This window comes from Mesorhizobium sp. M0119 (assembly GCF_040322615.1).
GTDB lineage: Bacteria > Pseudomonadota > Alphaproteobacteria > Rhizobiales > Rhizobiaceae > Mesorhizobium.
Window position 1 is genome coordinate 36627 of sequence record NZ_JAMYTU010000017.1, and the last position, 16757, is coordinate 53383.

Annotated in this window: 10 protein-coding genes; 4 read left to right on the top strand and 6 right to left on the bottom strand. The window is 58.0% G+C overall.

What is annotated here, in order from left to right; translation table 11 throughout:
• Positions 1-809: 809 nt before the first annotated feature.
• Positions 810-2639, bottom strand: coding sequence for a calcium-binding protein (locus NKJ40_RS17480; protein ID WP_352467084.1), 1830 nt, complete (start codon positions 2637-2639; stop codon positions 810-812).
• 1009 nt (positions 2640-3648) lie between these two features.
• Between NKJ40_RS17480 and NKJ40_RS17485 the strand changes: the two genes are divergently transcribed.
• The 4 genes from NKJ40_RS17485 to NKJ40_RS17500 are packed head-to-tail and all read left to right on the top strand — an operon-like array spanning position 3649 to position 10339.
• Entirely contained in the window at positions 3649-4869 is a 1221-nt protein-coding gene (locus tag NKJ40_RS17485; RefSeq protein WP_352467085.1) for a glycosyltransferase, read from the top strand.
• Positions 4866-6122, top strand: a complete 1257-nt coding sequence (locus NKJ40_RS17490) for an O-antigen ligase family protein (protein WP_352467086.1) — start codon at positions 4866-4868, stop codon at positions 6120-6122. Before NKJ40_RS17485 ends, NKJ40_RS17490 begins: the two co-directional genes overlap by 4 nt.
• Positions 6123-6126: 4 nt before the next feature.
• The gene (gene asnB / locus NKJ40_RS17495) at positions 6127-8121 is read left to right on the top strand and encodes an asparagine synthase (glutamine-hydrolyzing) (RefSeq protein WP_352467087.1); all 1995 of its coding nucleotides are present in this window, start codon (positions 6127-6129) and stop codon (positions 8119-8121) included.
• Between the two features lies 1 nt (position 8122).
• On the top strand, positions 8123-10339 hold the full coding sequence (locus NKJ40_RS17500; RefSeq protein WP_352467088.1) for a GumC family protein: 2217 nt from the start codon (positions 8123-8125) through the stop codon (positions 10337-10339).
• Positions 10340-10650: 311 nt separating this feature from the next.
• Here the strand turns inward: NKJ40_RS17500 and NKJ40_RS17505 are convergent, their stop codons facing one another.
• The 5 genes from NKJ40_RS17505 to NKJ40_RS17525 all read right to left on the bottom strand — a co-directional run bounded on the left by NKJ40_RS17505 (position 10651) and on the right by NKJ40_RS17525 (position 16604).
• Positions 10651-11793 (bottom strand): class I SAM-dependent methyltransferase, encoded by a 1143-nt coding sequence (locus NKJ40_RS17505; RefSeq protein ID WP_352467089.1) that lies wholly within the window; start codon positions 11791-11793, stop codon positions 10651-10653.
• Position 11794: 1 nt separating this feature from the next.
• On the bottom strand, positions 11795-12838 hold the full coding sequence (locus tag NKJ40_RS17510) for a glycosyltransferase family 2 protein (RefSeq protein ID WP_352467090.1): 1044 nt from the start codon (positions 12836-12838) through the stop codon (positions 11795-11797).
• Positions 12835-14085: a lipopolysaccharide biosynthesis protein gene (locus NKJ40_RS17515; protein ID WP_352467091.1), complete on the bottom strand. Its 1251-nt coding sequence runs from the start codon at positions 14083-14085 to the stop codon at positions 12835-12837. Before NKJ40_RS17515 ends, NKJ40_RS17510 begins: the two co-directional genes overlap by 4 nt.
• 446 nt (positions 14086-14531) lie before the next feature.
• Positions 14532-15614: an NAD-dependent epimerase gene (locus NKJ40_RS17520; protein WP_352467146.1), complete on the bottom strand. Its 1083-nt coding sequence runs from the start codon at positions 15612-15614 to the stop codon at positions 14532-14534.
• A gap of 279 nt (positions 15615-15893) precedes the next feature.
• Positions 15894-16604 carry a helix-turn-helix transcriptional regulator gene (locus tag NKJ40_RS17525; protein WP_352467092.1) on the bottom strand — a complete coding sequence of 237 codons (711 nt, stop codon included), beginning with the start codon at positions 16602-16604 and terminating at the stop codon, positions 15894-15896.
• Positions 16605-16757: the final 153 nt, after the last annotated feature.

Sequence of the window (16757 nt, forward strand, 5' to 3'; positions counted from 1 at the left end):
TACCTTGCGAGATGAAAATAAGACAGACGTTAACCTAAGAGCCAAGCCGCTCCGCAGTCTCACTGCCGCAAGCAATTAGTTGTGGACAATTCGTAGGCATCTGCGCGCTCATCATCTTATATCGGTCGGCAGATCTCCGTGATCGAGATCAAATCAATGTAGGAAACCGCTCAAGGTGAGAATAGGGGCGGTTCCCAGTCGGAGCGCCTGCCGCACTCGCTCATGAGGAAGACTTAAGCGACGTCAAAACTGTTCGGCCGACGTTTATGAGCGAGGGACAACTGCCGAATGACTGCCGGGGTCGCGGTGCCTGGTCCCTGCTCTCGCGCTCAGGTAATTGGCATTCCCGATTTATCTATCCCTGATCTGCGAAGGGGCGGTTTGCGAAGCTATGGCCGCTATTGCGCAGAGGATCTGATAGCGGCCTAGGGATCTGGTACTCGATTCCAGGTTCAGATGGGATCTGACCGTTCGTTGCCGAGAAGAATCGAATAAGAGTAAAGAGACGAGAAAGTGCATACCGGATTACTCGCGAAGCCGTTTTGCTTCGTCATGCACCGTGCGATGAGCTTCTATTTCACTGAGATGCACTAGCCCGTTCAAGGCACGGAAGCGGTCGAGAACCGCGCCGAGTAAACTCGGTGGCGGGCAGAGTCAAGCCACCCTTCAATGATGCCCTGCTAGCGAACCCGCTGGGTGACAAGGTTGAGCATCAGCCCGAATGGGCACCCGCTTTGGAAAAATCCGGTGCTTGAACAAAGACGGAACGGCGGACCGGCTCGAGCAGAAGGTCCGCCGTTCCGGGTCGTTCAGATCACAAGAAACGAACCTGCTGCAAGCGACAGACCTGGAGAGAGAGTGGCGAACTGTATTTGAGCTGCGCCACCGATCCCGTCGCTGTCGAAAGAGAGCGCCCCGGTTGAGCTGTTGTAGATTATATGGTCGGAGCTGTCATGCGCGGCCGTGCCAGCAAAGAAAGCATCGGATGAAAGGCCACCCAATTTAAGCCCGGCAAAAACGGCGTCGTCGAGCTGGATCTTGTCCTGGAGCTTGTTGAAGTCGGTGATCCTGTCGATATTGCCGGCCCCAAGAGCACTGTTGAACACGAATGCATCATTGCCCCCGTTACCGGTCAAGATGTCGGCACCTCGTCCGCCGTTGATTACATTGGCGCCGGCATTGCCCAGGATGGCTTGGTTAAGCTCATTGCCAGTGAGGTTGATTGCTCCCGTGCCGGAAGGATTTGTGGTGGCAAGAAGCTCAACCTGCGAGCCGGCCGAAAGAGCATAGCTCACCGAGGAAAATACCCTGTCGGCCCCGCCGCCGGCCGCCTCAACCACCCTGTCGCCGGCATTGTCGACAAGATAGGTGTCGTTGCCGCCATAGCCGGTCATGGTGTCGGCACCACCCATGCCGTTGATGTAATTGGCACCGGCATTGCCTTGTATGGTCTGGGCGAACTCGTTGCCGACGAGATTGATTGCGGCCGTACCGGAGGGGTTCGTGGTCGCAAGAAGTTCGACCTGCGAGCCAGCCGAGTGTACAAGCGCAAAGCTTGCCGAGGCGAACACCCTGTCTGTACCGCCGCCCACCGCCTCGAACACCTTGTCTCCGGCATTGTCAACATAATAGGTGTCGTTGCCACCATAGCCAGTCATCGTGTCGGCGCCGCCGAGGCCGTTGATGACATTGGCGCCGGCATTGCCCTGGATAGTCTGGGCGAACTCATTGCCGGTTAGGTTGATTGCCGTGGTGCCGGACGGGCTGTTGGTGGCAAGAAGCTCGATCTCCGAGCCGGCCGCAAGAGCATGGCTAACCGAAGCGAACACTTTGTCGGCACCGCCGCCCGCCGCCTCAACCTCCTTATCGCGGACATCCTCAACATAATAAGTGTCATTGCCGCCATAGCCGATCATCGTGTGGCCGCCGGCGCCGTGGAACACATCGTCGCCGCTGGTGCCGTATAAGGTGTCGCTTGTGTCGACGGGAGGCGGTTCGGTCCCGGTGGTAGCGAGGTTGTGCTCCCGGAAAACGGCTTGCAGTTCCGGAGAGCTTTCAAGCGCGGTGTCGCCGTTCTGCGTTCCCCATTTGTAGGTGTAGTCGAAGGCAGGTGACGGCACCAGTGCGGCCCAATGATCGATCATGATTTGCATCTGTTCGGGGGTGGGCATGACCTGTCTTCCGCCGTCGGAAGTCTCCCAATTACCGCCGCCGAAGGCCTGATAGACCGGAACGATATTGCTAACCGGGATGCCCGACTTCACCGCTGCAGCCACGGCTCGGTCGATCATGTCGTAGTCGACCGTGTCCGTTCCCGTGCGCACCGGATAGGGGTCTATTCCAAAATAGTCGATATGCGTGTTGGCCGGATTGTAGGTGTTCGTAAAATCCGGATTGGTCGGGGATCCCATGTTCATCATGGTGATGAAGGTCTTGGCGCCCGGAAAATGCTCATGGATCCAGTCGGATTCCGCCTTCAGGTTCTCAGCGGTTGCGTAGGTGCCCCACCTGCCGGTGGGATCGGGCTCGTCAACAAGATAGAACCCAAACACGTTCGGATTGCCAAGGAAGGGGGTCATTTTCTCGATGAAGGATGCGGTTACGCCCTCATGCTCATTGAGATAGACCAGGCCTTTCATGCCATCCGGCAATGCGTTGACCAGCGAAACATACTGAACGTCAGCCAGATTGAAGCCGGCGGTTGCGATTTCGGTGGCGGATCCACCCGATGCATAGTGCAGAGTTGCCATCCAATATTCCTTTGTCTCATTCGATAGCGCCCCGGAGCTTGCCTACTAGAGGGTGTATATTAGCGCCAAATCACATACCTGCAGGCTCTGATAGAATGGTTGATCGCCAATAGGAGTGCTGCACGGAAGGAGAAATCTAAATAGAGATATTCAATGATATCAAGAATATCATCGCTTTCAGTCCGTATATCTATCAAGATTATCTGATTTAATTGGAAATCGGTAGTTTCATGATCTAAAAAGGTAGCTTGCGTGTTGCGGAATTGAATTGTGAACTAATTTTTTATTTAGCTGTTAACTTGCCAATTTACAGATCAGACGAACATTTAATCTAAGAGCCAAGCCCCTCCACAGTCTCATTGCCGCAACCAATTAGTTGTGGACAATTCGTAGGCGTCTGCACGCTTGTCGCGGGATATCGGTCGGCAGATCAGGTTTCCGACATCGGGAGGGGTCGAATCGGCTTATCCGCTGGTCGCAGGAGGCAAGTCGCGTCGGGCGTTGTGGCTGAGGGGGGCTGATCATCATGCCTGGTAGCACGCGGACCGGACAGGGAGCTTAGGAATCCCAGCGCAGAGCAGCCGTACAGCGCACGACTGTCGGAAGCGCTTTCTTCGCTTGTCTTATCAGTGGCGAGTCCGGCTTGGCAGAACTCCCTTGAGTTCGAGGCGCAATTCATCCGCGTACCAACAAGGTGCCGCCGAGGTGCTTCGCGATATGCGTAAGGCCGTGATCCCAATGCGGTTTACCTCATTCAAACAGACGAGGACAGTAGGCAAGCCTCCTCCTACCGTACCCTTTCACGCGCACAGAAGTAACGAAGCAAAACCATGAAAGCAGATGCGAAAGGCAGTTACTTCACGCGACCGAAACACGGCGCACGGACGGGAGCTTCGGGATGAATCCGCATCTCGTTTGTGTGGGAGGCGAAGATCACGCCCTGAGAATTCCGTTCCTAATGTCGCTGCGCGAAAGCGGCTTCCGGGTCACTGCAGTTTCGACCGGTGATGAGGCCGCGTTTTTGCGGCATGGCATTCCGCATCGCCGCTACGGTTTCGATCGATTTGCCAGCGGCAGTGGCGAGTGGACCGCCGTAAGAGCGATTCGGAAACTGGTTGCGGAACTCCGGCCTGACATCATCCAAAGTTTCGACACCAAGCCTAACCTGCTGGCGCCGTTTTCGGTGCGCGGAACGGTGCCGGTCGTGCGCACGATCAACGGCCTGGGCTGGACATTCTCCTCGCTGGAACCGCGGGCTCTGGCCTTGCGTCCAATGTTTTGCGGATTGCAATGGCTTGCCTCCTTCTGGACGGCAGCGACGGTGTTTCAGAATCGGGACGATGAGGCTTTCTTCAAGCGCTTTCGATTGATTGAACCCGGCAGCGGAAGAGTGATCCGCAGTTCTGGCATCGACGTCGATGCGTTCGCCATGGCGAGGCATCTTGCTCCGCCGGCAACGAAAATGCGCCAGGAACTCGGGCTCCAGTCAGCAGAGATCGTAATTTTTGTGGGCCGGCTGACCCGCCAGAAGGGCATCCCGGTACTGCTTCAAGCAGTCCCCCGCGTCCTTTCTAAAAGGCCTAATGCTCGTTTCGTGCTTGTCGGCCCTTGGGAGTCCGAAGGTCCATTTGCAGTCGACAAGTCGGAAATCGATCGACACGCTCCTCATGTCATCGCGCTTGGCCCACGGCGCGATATTCCAGCCCTTCTTGGCATGGCAGACGTGTTCGCCTTCCCCACACAATATCGAGAAGGAATCCCGCGCGTCCTGCTCGAGGCAGGGCTGGCGGGATTGCCCATCGTCGCCTCAAAGATGCCGGGCTGCAATGAAGTGGTCGAGGATGGATGGAACGGCTACCTTGTCCAGCCGCACGACGCCGATGGTCTTGCATCTCGAATAGTTGACATCCTGTCCGACCGCGGCCACGGAAAAGTCATGGGCGGTCGTTCTGTCGAACTCGTCCGGGAGCAGTTCGCGCTGCCGCGGGTGGTGGCCCAATATTGCGATCTGTACAAAAATATCCTTGGCGCCAAATCTCACAGCGATCTCGCCCGACCGGCGTCTCCGATCTTGTTTGGAGAGGGTGCTGCGAGAAGCAGATTGGATGTGAGCCGATGATCCGGGACGCGATCCTGGCCTGCGGCCTCGCAATGACCTATGCGGTGCAACTCGACATTCCTGGATCGCCCTTGGGGATTGGCGAACTATTCCTCGTACTTTGGATCATGCTGTCGATTGGGCGCGTACTCGCCGGCGGTCACCTGGAGACCAGGCCGGCGCTGACACGCCTTGTGAGTTTCTGGACGATCATGGCGCTTGCTCTCGGGGTCGGCACCGTCGTCGGCTATCTGACCACAGTTCTATATCTGACGGGCCTGATGCACGATACGATGGCCTACCTGCTGTTGGTTGGCATTACCTGCCTTGCCGCTGCAGAACCCGAGGCTGATCGCCGTCTGCGTCGTACCGGCTGGTGGGTTGTGGGCATCGCGAATATGGCCCTTGCCATTCAGCTGGGACAGGGTTGGGGCTGGATCCCCCGAGCTGGCGTCGATCCCTGGTACTGGGACCGCTTTCGTGGCTGGTCGCATAATCCAAACCAGCTCGCGCTCTACTGCGCAATCTTTGGCCCCCTAGCCTTGCATCTTGCGACCACCACCAGCAACCGATGGGGCAGGTTTCTTGGGATCGCCAGCTTGTTCCTGACCTTCTATGTCGGGAGGCTGACAAAGAGCGATACCTATTTGTACACCAGCATCCTGACCTGCCTGACATTCCTCGGGCTGCGGATCAGGACATGGCTCAAGACCGGTGGCAACGGGATCAGCTTTTCACGGCAAGCCGTCCTCCTGTTGCTTGTCGGTATCCTTCCGTTGGCGATGGCGATAACCCCCTATGCCGTAACGGAGGCGAGCGTCCTCGAAAACTTCGCCAAGGGCCTGACCAAGGACAAGGGCGGCGAGGCTACTGCGGAAACCGCCGCGCTCCGCGTGCATCTCTGGGACGAAGCGTTGGAGAAGGGCGCCGAATCCGGATCGCTTGGCCTTGGTCCAGGTCCGCATCTCGAGCGCCCATCAGTGTTCGACTCGCAATTTCTGGAACGACCCTTCGAGGCTCACAATACGATCCTCGACCTGTACACTCAAGGTGGTCTCATTGCGGTTCTGGCGCTGGTCTGGATCGTCGGCGCCGCCATCATGTCGGTGTGGCGTGCGAAGCTCGACGCGCTGTTAGCGCTCGTGGTGTCAATCATCATCTTCGGGATGCCGCACCTGATCATCCGCCACCCGATCGTGTGGTTTGCGCTGACCATCTGCCTTGTCGCCGGTACGCCGAAAGCAGTTTCTGCAATCTCCAACAATCCGGGGTAATGGTATGTGTGGTATTGCCGGAATTCTTCTTGCATCCGATTCAGCGGACACGAGGCCGCTCAGGGCAATAGAGCAGATGACGGCCGCACTTCGCCACCGCGGTCCGGATGGCGAGGCATTCTGGGTAAACTGTGAATCGGGTGTCGCCTTCGGTCACAGGCGGCTGGCCATCGTTGACCTATCGGAGGCTGGCCGTCAGCCGATGCATTCCGAAAGCGGCCGATATGTCATCACATTCAACGGCGAAATATACAATTTCCGTGATTTGCGCCGTGAGCTGGAGAGTACAGGCCATCATTTTCGGAGCGCCAGCGATACCGAAGTCATGCTCGCCGCAGTTGAGAGTTGGGGCCTCGAAAAAGCACTCACGCGTTTCGCCGGCATGTTCGCTTTAGGATTATGGGACCTTAAGACAAGGACGCTCCATCTCGCCCGCGACCGAATGGGCAAAAAGCCGCTTTATGTCGCCTCAACACGCGATGCACTTGTTTTTGCTTCCGAGTTGAAGGCGATCAACCGTTTTCCAGGGTTTTGCCAGGAGCTCGATATCGATGCGGCCGCGGCAATGCTTTCGAAGGGATGGGTACCGGATGACAGCTGCATTTGGCGAGGCGTATTCAAGCTGCCGCCGGGTTCGGTCCTGTCGGTAACGGCCGCTGAGTTCTCCGGGGAACGCAGTGTCGCCTCCCTGTCGCATCGCATTCGACACTGGTGGTCGCTGGCCGAAGCCGCCACGAAAGGGCGGACGGAGCAGGTCGCCGGCAGCGACGAGGAACTCACCGATGAACTGGACGGCCTGCTTCGGCTTGCCGTTCGGGAGCGCATGATCGCTGACGTCCCGCTGGGGGCCTTCCTGTCGGGCGGAATAGACAGCTCGACGGTTGTGGCCCTGATGCAGGCTCAATCGGAAAAGCCTGTGCGCACGTTCACGATCGCTTTCGGAGAGGGCGGGTTCGATGAGGCTCCCCACGCCGCGGAAGTCGCTCGGCATCTGGGCACCGACCATACCGAACTCCACCTTTCGGCTGCCGTAGCGCGCGACGTCATTCCAGAACTGCCGCAGATCTGGGATGAGCCTTTCGCTGACGAATCGCAGATACCAACTCTGCTGGTGGCGCGGCTCGCCCGCCGGCACGTTACGGTGGCTCTGTCGGGCGACGGTGGCGATGAATGCTTCGCCGGCTACGCCCGCCACTTCATGGCGGCCCGTCTGCGACGACAGCATACTCTGCCGTCAGCACTGCGTCGGGCGCTCGCGGCAGGCACTGGGTTACTGGCCCGTGCAGCCCGTCACGATCTCGTCGGCAAGCTGCCGCTTTCGGAGGGTGCACGGCATGCGCTTCGGGGGGATCGGCTGAATCGCCTAGCTCAGCTCCTCGCTGCAGCCAATGAGGACGAGTTGTATCGGCGGCTTACGGGATCATCGACCGAGAACCTGAGCCTCCACCAGCCACCCTCATCAATTCACGTCGAGCACCGGCTTGATGGGCTGCTGTCCCGGCTTTTGTATGACGATATGGCCGGATACCTGCCCGGGGATATATTGGTGAAGCTGGACCGCGCCAGCATGGCCAACAGCCTCGAGGGGCGGTGCCCGCTGCTCGATCATCGTGTTGTCGAATTTGCCTGGCGCCTGCCGACGAATACGAAGGTTCGTAATGGCAAAGGCAAGTGGATCCTTCGTCAGTTGTTGCGCCGGTACGTTCCGCAGCGGCTGATCGAGCGGCCGAAGCAGGGTTTTGATGTTCCCATAGCAGTCTGGCTGAGAGGCCCGCTGCTCAGTTGGGCAAACGATCTTGTCGCCGATATGCGCTTGTCCGGAGACGGGATTTTCGACCTTGCGGAGGTCGATGCGTGCTGGCGCGATCACGTTGATGGCAGGCACGACCATTCTCGCAAATTGTGGCCCGCTTTGATGTTCCAGGCCTGGCACAACGAGGCAAGGCGGCCATCGCCGCCCGCAACGGGTTCTCGCGTGCCCGAACTTACAGGAGATTAAGATGGAAGGGTCCATAGTTAGCCGCATCCACCTTCCGCACGTTAACGAAATGCACGTGCCTGCGCGCGAAATCGCTCCGCGCATGAAACGTCCGCTACGCGAACAGATGGACACGCAAACCCCGTTCCATCAGCTCCTCGTTACCCTGGCAAGAAAAAAATGGTTCCTGATGACCATGGTCGTCAGCGGCGGCGTATTAGCCGCGCTTGCCGGTCTTGCACGGCCTGCCCTGTATGAAGCCACCACACAGGTGATCGTCGACGCACCCAGCAGAGCGGGACCTGCCGGCGGCTTGGTCTCTGCTCAGGATGCGGTGGATTCCAGCATTGACGACCATATAACGATGCTCTCGTCGCAAAGCCATCTGCGAAGCGTGGTGGCAGCGTTGCGCAAAACGGACGCTCTCAACAGTACTACAAAGGTTGACGCTGGCACCGAAAATTCTGCTGCTAACCCTGCGGGCCTTGAGCCGCCGAAGTTGCGCTCGGGTACAGCCGATCTGCTGGCCAAAATTTGGCCGCGAAGCACTCCGGCGGAGCCAGATGCGGCTGAACTCAAGATACTGCGCAAGGGTATAAGGATCGGCCAGGAGCTGCGATCGAGGGTCATCAGTGTCGGCTTCACCGATCACGATCCGGCGCGGGCCGCCTTGATCGCCAACACGTTCGCCCAAGTGTATATTGGCGATCTGGCGAGGAAAAGCCAAGCATCGGACAGACTGGAACTTGAATCGATAGTTGCCGGACTTCCAGCTACACAAAACAGTCTCGCAGAAGCGACCGATCGTCTTGAGAGGTATCGGCTGAGCCATGGCGCGGTCGACCAAGGTGCAGCGGACAATGCCGCCAAAGAGATAGTCGAACTTACCCAGCAAATCTCCTTGTCGAAAGCGGATCTCTCCGCATCGGAATCTCGACTCCAACACATTCAGGACTTGCGAAAGCGGGGCGCGTCGGTTGCCTCGATCGCCGAAGCCGTCGGATCACCCGTGCTGGCCGATCTCTTGGCACGCCAGGCCAACGACACGACAGATGAGGACGTCACAGATGCGATCGACCGTCAGATTGACCAAGAAATCGCCGGCGCCGCTGCCGAGGCCAACATCTATCGCTCTCAGATTGCGGCGCTGCAAAAGCGCAAGGATGTCCTGGATGCGGTCGTAGCCGATACAGCCGGCCGGCTTTCCGGATTGCGCGCTCTCGAGCCGCAGGTCAGCATCCTGACGCAGCGCTACAATGACCTTTTGACCCGGCAACAAGACTTGACGCGGCGTATTGCAAGTCCATCCCCCGGAGTCAGGCTTCTCTCAGCGGCGTGGCCCCCTACCAATCCAACGACTCTTTCGCCAATATTTCTTATTCCGCCCGGCATGGTCGTGTTTGGCCTGATTGGGGGGATATTCATGCTTGTCCGCCAACGCTTCGATAGCACCTTGCGCGGAGAGGCCGAAGCTGAAGCAGCGCTCAAGGTTCCGTGCCTCGGGCTAATACCCCAGGCTGCCACAACGCACGCGAGGCGACTGCAGCAGCTGGTTTCAGGCCAGCAGGAGTCCAGATACAGCCGCGCCGTGACGGCCCTGCTTGTCGCCGCGGCGCCCCAACGGGCGAGGGATTGCTCGAACATAATCTTGATAACATCCTGCGGTGAGGATGATGGCAAGACCGAGCTCGCATGGAGCATGGCCTTGGCGGCCACCAGACTTGGAGGGCGAGTACTCTTCATTGATCTGGACCGTACGGACCGCCGCCTCACAGGCGAGTTTGTGAAGGAATTCAGCGCACGTAAGCCGCACAATTTTTTCGGAGACTATATCAGTGACCGTTGTGCACTGCACGATGCGACAGCTGGAATGTCGGCAATCGGAATCGATTTCATGGCGCTCGCACCGTCGGAGGATCTGCTGCCGTTGCTGTCCAGTGTCGATGGCTCCCCTTTCAAAGATGAACTGCACTCGGTCTATCGGGTGGTCATCATAAATGGACCGCTGGGGCTTGAGGGACCAGAGGCCAGACTCCTGACAGGCTGGGGTGACGTGGTTCTTTTCGCCGTTCGCTGGGCGAAAACGCGACGCGGCATCGCGCGAGGCGTTCTAGACCTGGTTGCGGGCGATACGCCAGCTTCGGTTCCCGTCGCAAGCGTTCTCACGAAGGTCAATCTCAGGAAGCACGCCGGTTACCGGTTCGGGGACAGCGCTGATCTCTTGCTGGAGAGGGCATGACGAGCTCGGCTTTTATTGTCGGGTACTTCCCACCGCCGCCTGGTTGAAAATCACCGCTTTAGGCGCTGCGCCGATCGACTGCCGGCGCGGGCCAGCAGCCGGGGTTGCCGCGGAGAGGTCCATCCGGAGCGTGGGTCCGAAGTGTCACAACGGAACCTACTGGCCAGGAGCCGCCGGACGGGCATTCATGAATTCCGGAACCCACACCTGAGGCGACGCCCCTGACGCCGTCCTTCGTCTGCTTGGCAGGTCCCGCAGCCTGGTGGTGTCAAAATCACCTTCCCGCTGCAAGCGGCGTGGCGCACCGCTCATTACTGCTTGGCTTGGCGATGAATCCGTAGCGCAGGTGACGAGACTTTGTCGATTTTCGCCCAGAGTGCGCTCCCGCCCATCGTAGATGCGTTCCTGATGGCGTATGCCCATGCCGGCAAGCGTGACGGTGAAATCGCAAGGGCAGTCAAACCTTGCGCCATTCGTTGCGCTTTGCTTCGCGGCAGGGCCCGCACGAACTCACTCACACTACCTGGTTTTTGTCCCTTTCGCAAAAAGCTGTGGACGATGTCTTGCTTCAGGAATTTGGCGAGATTGAATGGCTCGCGCTCGCATTTGCTCAATTGCAAGCCGTGCCGCCGACATATGGCATCGAAGGCTTCTTTCGTCCATCGGCCAATGTGGTTTGGTGGCATGTCTACGAGCGAGCCGTGAGACTCCATATAGTACGTTCTGTTTTCATTTGGCACGGCAATGAAGGCAGATCCTTGCGCGTTCAGAAGATATTTTAAGCGAGCAAAAACCTCATCCACTTGGTCCATATGCTCGAAGACCTGAAACATGAAAATAAAATCGAAGGCCTCTTTCATAGAATCGAAGCTGTCCTCCCGAAAATCGCTCGCAAAGGTCTTGAAGCCTTTTGACGCCAAAACTGATCGCGCCGTTTCGTTGTAGTCGACCGCAGAAATATCCGAAGTATGGAAGAATTTGTTGTTGATGCGGTCGAGAAAATACCCGAACCCCGATCCCACTTCGAGAGCAGTCTTTCCGCCAGTATTCAGGCCCGCGAGCTCTTCGATTGTCCTTGCATATTCCCATTTCATAGTTGGATAAGAAGGGTACGCCCAGGCTAAGTTATAAAACTCAAAGCCTCCGGCGACGAACGGATCTGCGAAACCGAATCCGCAATCTGCGCATTTGCGAATGTCGCAAGTGTTACTGCCCCAGAGATCCGACAGGTGGCTTGTTAACTTTCGAGAGCGATCGGGGTCCTGACGCGGATTGATGAAATGTCGAGAGGCCTCGTCTGCTGTCACTTCGAACAATTTTGCGGTTGATACACTGCCACACGCCGGACAAATGGTCATCTCGCTATCCCCAAAAGCTGGACGAAGGAACGTCGCCTTCGACGGTATAGAATGCACACCGGCCGGCCCGCCGCGGGCGCTCGACGCCGCCGCCACGCTAAATTCGTCTCCGGCTACGCAACCGGCCCAGTCTCGGGCGGATCGCGAACACGTAGGTAAGAATGTGCTGGCTCGCAATTTTCATAACTGATGGGCGAAGAATTTGGATAGCATCTTGGATCGTCGCTCGCCAGGACTGCTGGTGGAATCTGCTAGGAATACGAGCAACCCGCAGCGCCCGTAACAAAGTCTCGGGGCGAGGGAGGTGTTTACGATCCTGAATTAGATTCCAGTTAAGCTCTTTGACAGCAAGAGTTACTTGATCAACTTCATCGAAGCTCTTGGTTGTAGTGATGCTCGGGTGATTCGTCGCGTCGTAGAAGATCAAGCCGTCATTTATCGCGACCATGTCTCCGTGGCATGCCAGGTCGACAAAGAACAGCTGGTCGACTCCGGCCGGGATTGAATTGTGTGCGCGCATCAGGCAACCCGCGTGAATGACGTCGCGGTTGATCAACAGCGTCGACGGGATGATCCCAAGGCTCCGCGTCGTACGGACCAGATAGAGGTCCGTTAGGCATTGCTGGCTCGAGTAGACGGAGATCCGTTGTCGCCCTTGCGGTGGCAATCGGAATTTCATCCGATCGTCCTCGATTATGTTCGCGGCACAGGTCATGAATGCAGCCGAGGGATGCTTGGTTGAAACCTCGGCAAAGGTCTTGAGTGCGCCTGGGGCCAGCCAGTCATCGTCATGGAGCAGCTTGATCCATTTTCCGACGCAAGCGAGCATGGCGTTGTTGGTATTCTCGACCTGACCCCGGCCACGGCCGTTCTCGACAATTCGGATGCGAGGCTCGGTCCGTGCATACTCGGCCACGATTGCCCAGGTCGCTCCCTCTCGGCCCTCGTCGTCGCTGACGACCAGCTCCCAACTGGCAAAATCTTGACTCAGAATGCTATCCATCGCCCGGCGGATCGTGTCCGGTCGGCGAAAGGTTGGGATGGCAACTGAAATGAAAGGGCGCAGTCGCGAAGCATCAGCGCGATGATGTTGGTCAACCACATCGGTCGTCAGAAGCTGATCAAGCTGCGATTGCTTCATGGTGTTTTTCCCTCGAGATGATGACTCTGCTTTGGTATGGCGGCTCCCACTGGTTCGACGTCGTGGCGGAGAAGATACAGAGAGGCCGCCGTTTTCAGTGCAAACCCGACGGCGCCCCCGGCCGCCATCAGATAAATGACTTTGAGTGGTTCCCAACCTGCCTCAGCACCGGCGAGTAGCGGGCCAAATACAAGCGCCGTCCGCGCGCCGTCGACGAGAAGTCGTACCTCTTGCCGCCGCAGAAGAGCTGGGACATCTTGAAGCGGTGTCGACAACGCCTGCGTAGCACCCATGAACGCCAGCGCGGTCATAATGTCTGCGGCGGGGACCCAGGGCGCGCCCAGGAGGGGAACGACGATATATGGCGCGGCTAGGCCAAGCGCTAATATTGGCAATGCAGTGAGGCCGGCTGAAAGCATCAAGAGGCCGTGCGCGGTGCCGAGCAAATGGGCGCGACTGCTGGTTTTGTTCGCCTCAGATACAAAAACATTGCTAAGCGGGTTGGCGATCAGCGTGACGGGTGCGGTCACCAGCCGTGACGCAACTCCCAGGTAACCGGCAAAAGCGGCGCCAAACAGCGAACCAACGAGTATTGCGGGAAGATTAATGATGGCGAAACTCGCTAGGGCCGAGGGAATGTCGAACAACGGAAACTTGTATTCTCGCCTGGCGACGGCAAAGACGGTCCGCCACGGCGCTCGGGCGATGCCGCCTATGTCCTTCCTGCTCAGAATCCGAGAGCCGAGGATTCCGATAAAGATGAATTGGCTCAGGATATGAGCATGCACCATCGCCTCACCTCCGAAATGGGCGAGCCCAAAAGTTAGTTGCAGCAGGGCCATGGTCACCGGCAAAATCAGGCGGCCGAGGGCGAAGTCGCGTAGCAGGCCTACGCGCAGACTCCAGCAGTTCATTGCTTCGACGAGACCGGCGCCCCCCATCCCAAGTGGAACAAGCCAGGCGAGGTGGCCAACCCGCGCTGGAGCGATGCTCGCCCACAGCAGTCCTGCCGCAAAGGCTAGGACACTCGTTACCGAGACAGCCAGGAGAATGAGCTTAACAGTCACGTATGCCTGCGCACTGTCCTTGACCCCATAAAGGGAGGCCTCGAAACGCAGTGCTGCGATCGCACCGAGGATGTTTACGATCGACAGGTAAATCGTGAAGATCCCGAAATCTGCCGGGGAATAGAGCCGGGCCAAAACGGGAATAGCGGCGACGAGGGTCAGCTGGCCGGCAATCGCCATGGCCGAAACGCCTCCTGCCGCGCGAAGAATACCGCCGATCGGGCTTGGAGGAACACGAGTGATTATTTTCTCGACCGTAGGAACCGTCCTGGATCTCAGAAAGTAGCTTTGGGACATGAGCTCGCGATTCCGAGGAGGCAAAATGCGGTTGAGCAGAGCTTACGATGGGGCCCGAACGTCACCATCATCCATCTGAATGACATTGTTCGGCAGAACGCGGATGCGGCGAATTCTTTGTGCTCCGTGCCAAGTACAACTGCAGTCTCTGAATTGAGATCGCTCATTGGAATTGCCCGCGATGAGCCGATTCTGCGAGGATCGCGCGGGCATCGATGACCGGAAATGTCGTCGTTACGCTATGCGGCATCAGCTTGATCTTTTGACCAGACCAGCAGCCGCGACCAGGATAGCGGACGCGTGGATCCGTCGCTCCGATAAGGCGCGGATTACACGGTGGCCTCTACATGCATCAACGTTTGTTGCCATATGCTGGCCGCGGCATCTGTTCCATGAAAGTCCCGGTACCATTCGACAAAGCGTTGCACTCCGTCCTCAAGCCGTGTCGTCGGGACGAAGCCGACGGCCTTGCGAAGATCGCTGACGTCGGCGCGTGTCTCCAGAACGTCGCCAGGCGGCAACGGCACATCCACGCGAAGCGCCCGGCTGCCAAGGGCGGTCTCGATGATCGAAATCAGCCGGTTGATCTCCTCGGGCCGGTCGTTGCCGATATTGTAGACGCGATACGGCGCGGAACTTGTAGCAGGGTCGGCGGTGCAAGGGTCCCAATGCGGATCGGGCCGCGGCGGTGCAGCAAGTGCTCGAACCACGCCCTCAGCGATATCGTCGATATAGGTGAAGTCTCGCCACACGCGGCCGGCATTGGCTACTTCGATTGGGTTCCCCTCGATAATCGCACGCGTGAACATGTAGACCGCCATGTCGGGCCTGCCCCAGGGGCCATAAACGGTGAAGAAGCGCAGTCCGGTCACGGGCAAGCCGAACAAGTGACTGTATGAATGCGCCATGAATTCGTTTGAACGCTTGGTTGCGGCGTACAGACTGACAGGATGATCGGCGCCGTGATGCTCGGAAAACGGTATGGTTCGATTTGAGCCGTAGACGGAGCTCGAGGAGGCGTAGACGAGGTGACTAACACCGAAGTGCCGGCAGCCCTCAAGGACGTTGAGAAACGCCACTATGTTCGATTGCACATAGGCATGCGGGTCAACTAGTGAATGTCGCACGCCGGCCTGAGCCGCGAGATGCACAAAGTTTGAAGGTCGAACTTCTGAAAACAGCAACTGGACGCGCGCCGCATCCGCCAGATCAATTCGCATCGGAGTGAAGCCGGACTCGGCACAGAGGCGCGCAAACCGCGCTTCCTTGAGTCGTGGATCGTAGTAGGGGGTGAAATTGTCGACACCGATGACTTCGACACCCATACGCAAAAGCCGCAAGGCGACGTGGAAACCAATGAAGCCTGCCGCGCCGGTGACGACGATCGGTCCGGTCCGTGCAAGTCTCTTCACCGCGCGGTCCGAACGCGATCGAGCGATTTCCACCTTCTCCGCTGCGGCAAGAACAGACTCGCTGCATAGATCGTTGTCCAACTTGTCGCCTTTCGAATCCGTTCGACAGTACCGAATTGCCGGTCCGGGATTGCGGCTTCCGATATTTACGCCGGCGCATCGAACCTGGTGGAGTGCCCAATGCGGTGCACAACCTGCCAAGTCATGACACTCCTACTCGCCCCAACCAAATCCCGGGCGGATGCCGACGTCCGGCGATTGTGTCCAAGTGACCGGCCCTTATGGCAGGACCGAAATACGCCCAAGAAGGGCCACCAGTTCCGCCTGGCGTTTTGTTTCGGTCTTGGCGAACAGCGAGGCAAGCTGGGAACGGATCGTGGTGCGGCTGAGACGCCAGCTGCGAGCGATCTCCAAAGGTGCGTCGCCCTGAGCCAAGCGCAAGGCGAGGTGCGTTTCTGCGCTCGTCAAGCCAAACATTCTTTGCAACGTGCGAGGATTTGGCCCAGATCTGTTGTCCCGATCCAGCAACGCCACAATGCTCGTTCCGTCGGGAGCGATAACGCCGTTCTCGTTCAGTATCACCGGCCGGTCGCCCCTGCTGCGGATCACGACCCAGGACAACGAGCCCGGCAGGAATTGGCCCGGAACATTCGCGATCAGCCGCCTCAGGGCGGCCGTAAGTCCGCTCGCCGTGTCGGCCGCTTCGCCCTGGCGCTCAAGCGTGGTTTGGGCGGCTGCGTTCCACTCGACTACTTTTCTTTCGCGATTCAGCACAAGATAGCCACAGCCAATGCGATCAAGCACGCCGGTTATGGATTCCAGACTGCGGCCTTTTGGTTCCCCGAGCCTTGCGTCCAATGGATCCGATGCACGATCGGGAAGGTGACCAGAAGAGGGTCGCGTATTCCGCGCCTCAAAATCATACTTGGTCCTCGTAGCAATGTACCGATTGCTCGAAGAAGCATCGACCTGTCTATCGATCAGATTCATTTTCTACCCCTAACCCAAAAGTTTCACACGCCCGAAATAAGTAATCGGGATTCAGACAGTCTTCTATGTTTAGCTGGATTCTAGTCTTCTATGCGCTGACGGATGATATGTGCATCACCACCTTGAAAACTTAGTATGATCTGACAGTTCTAA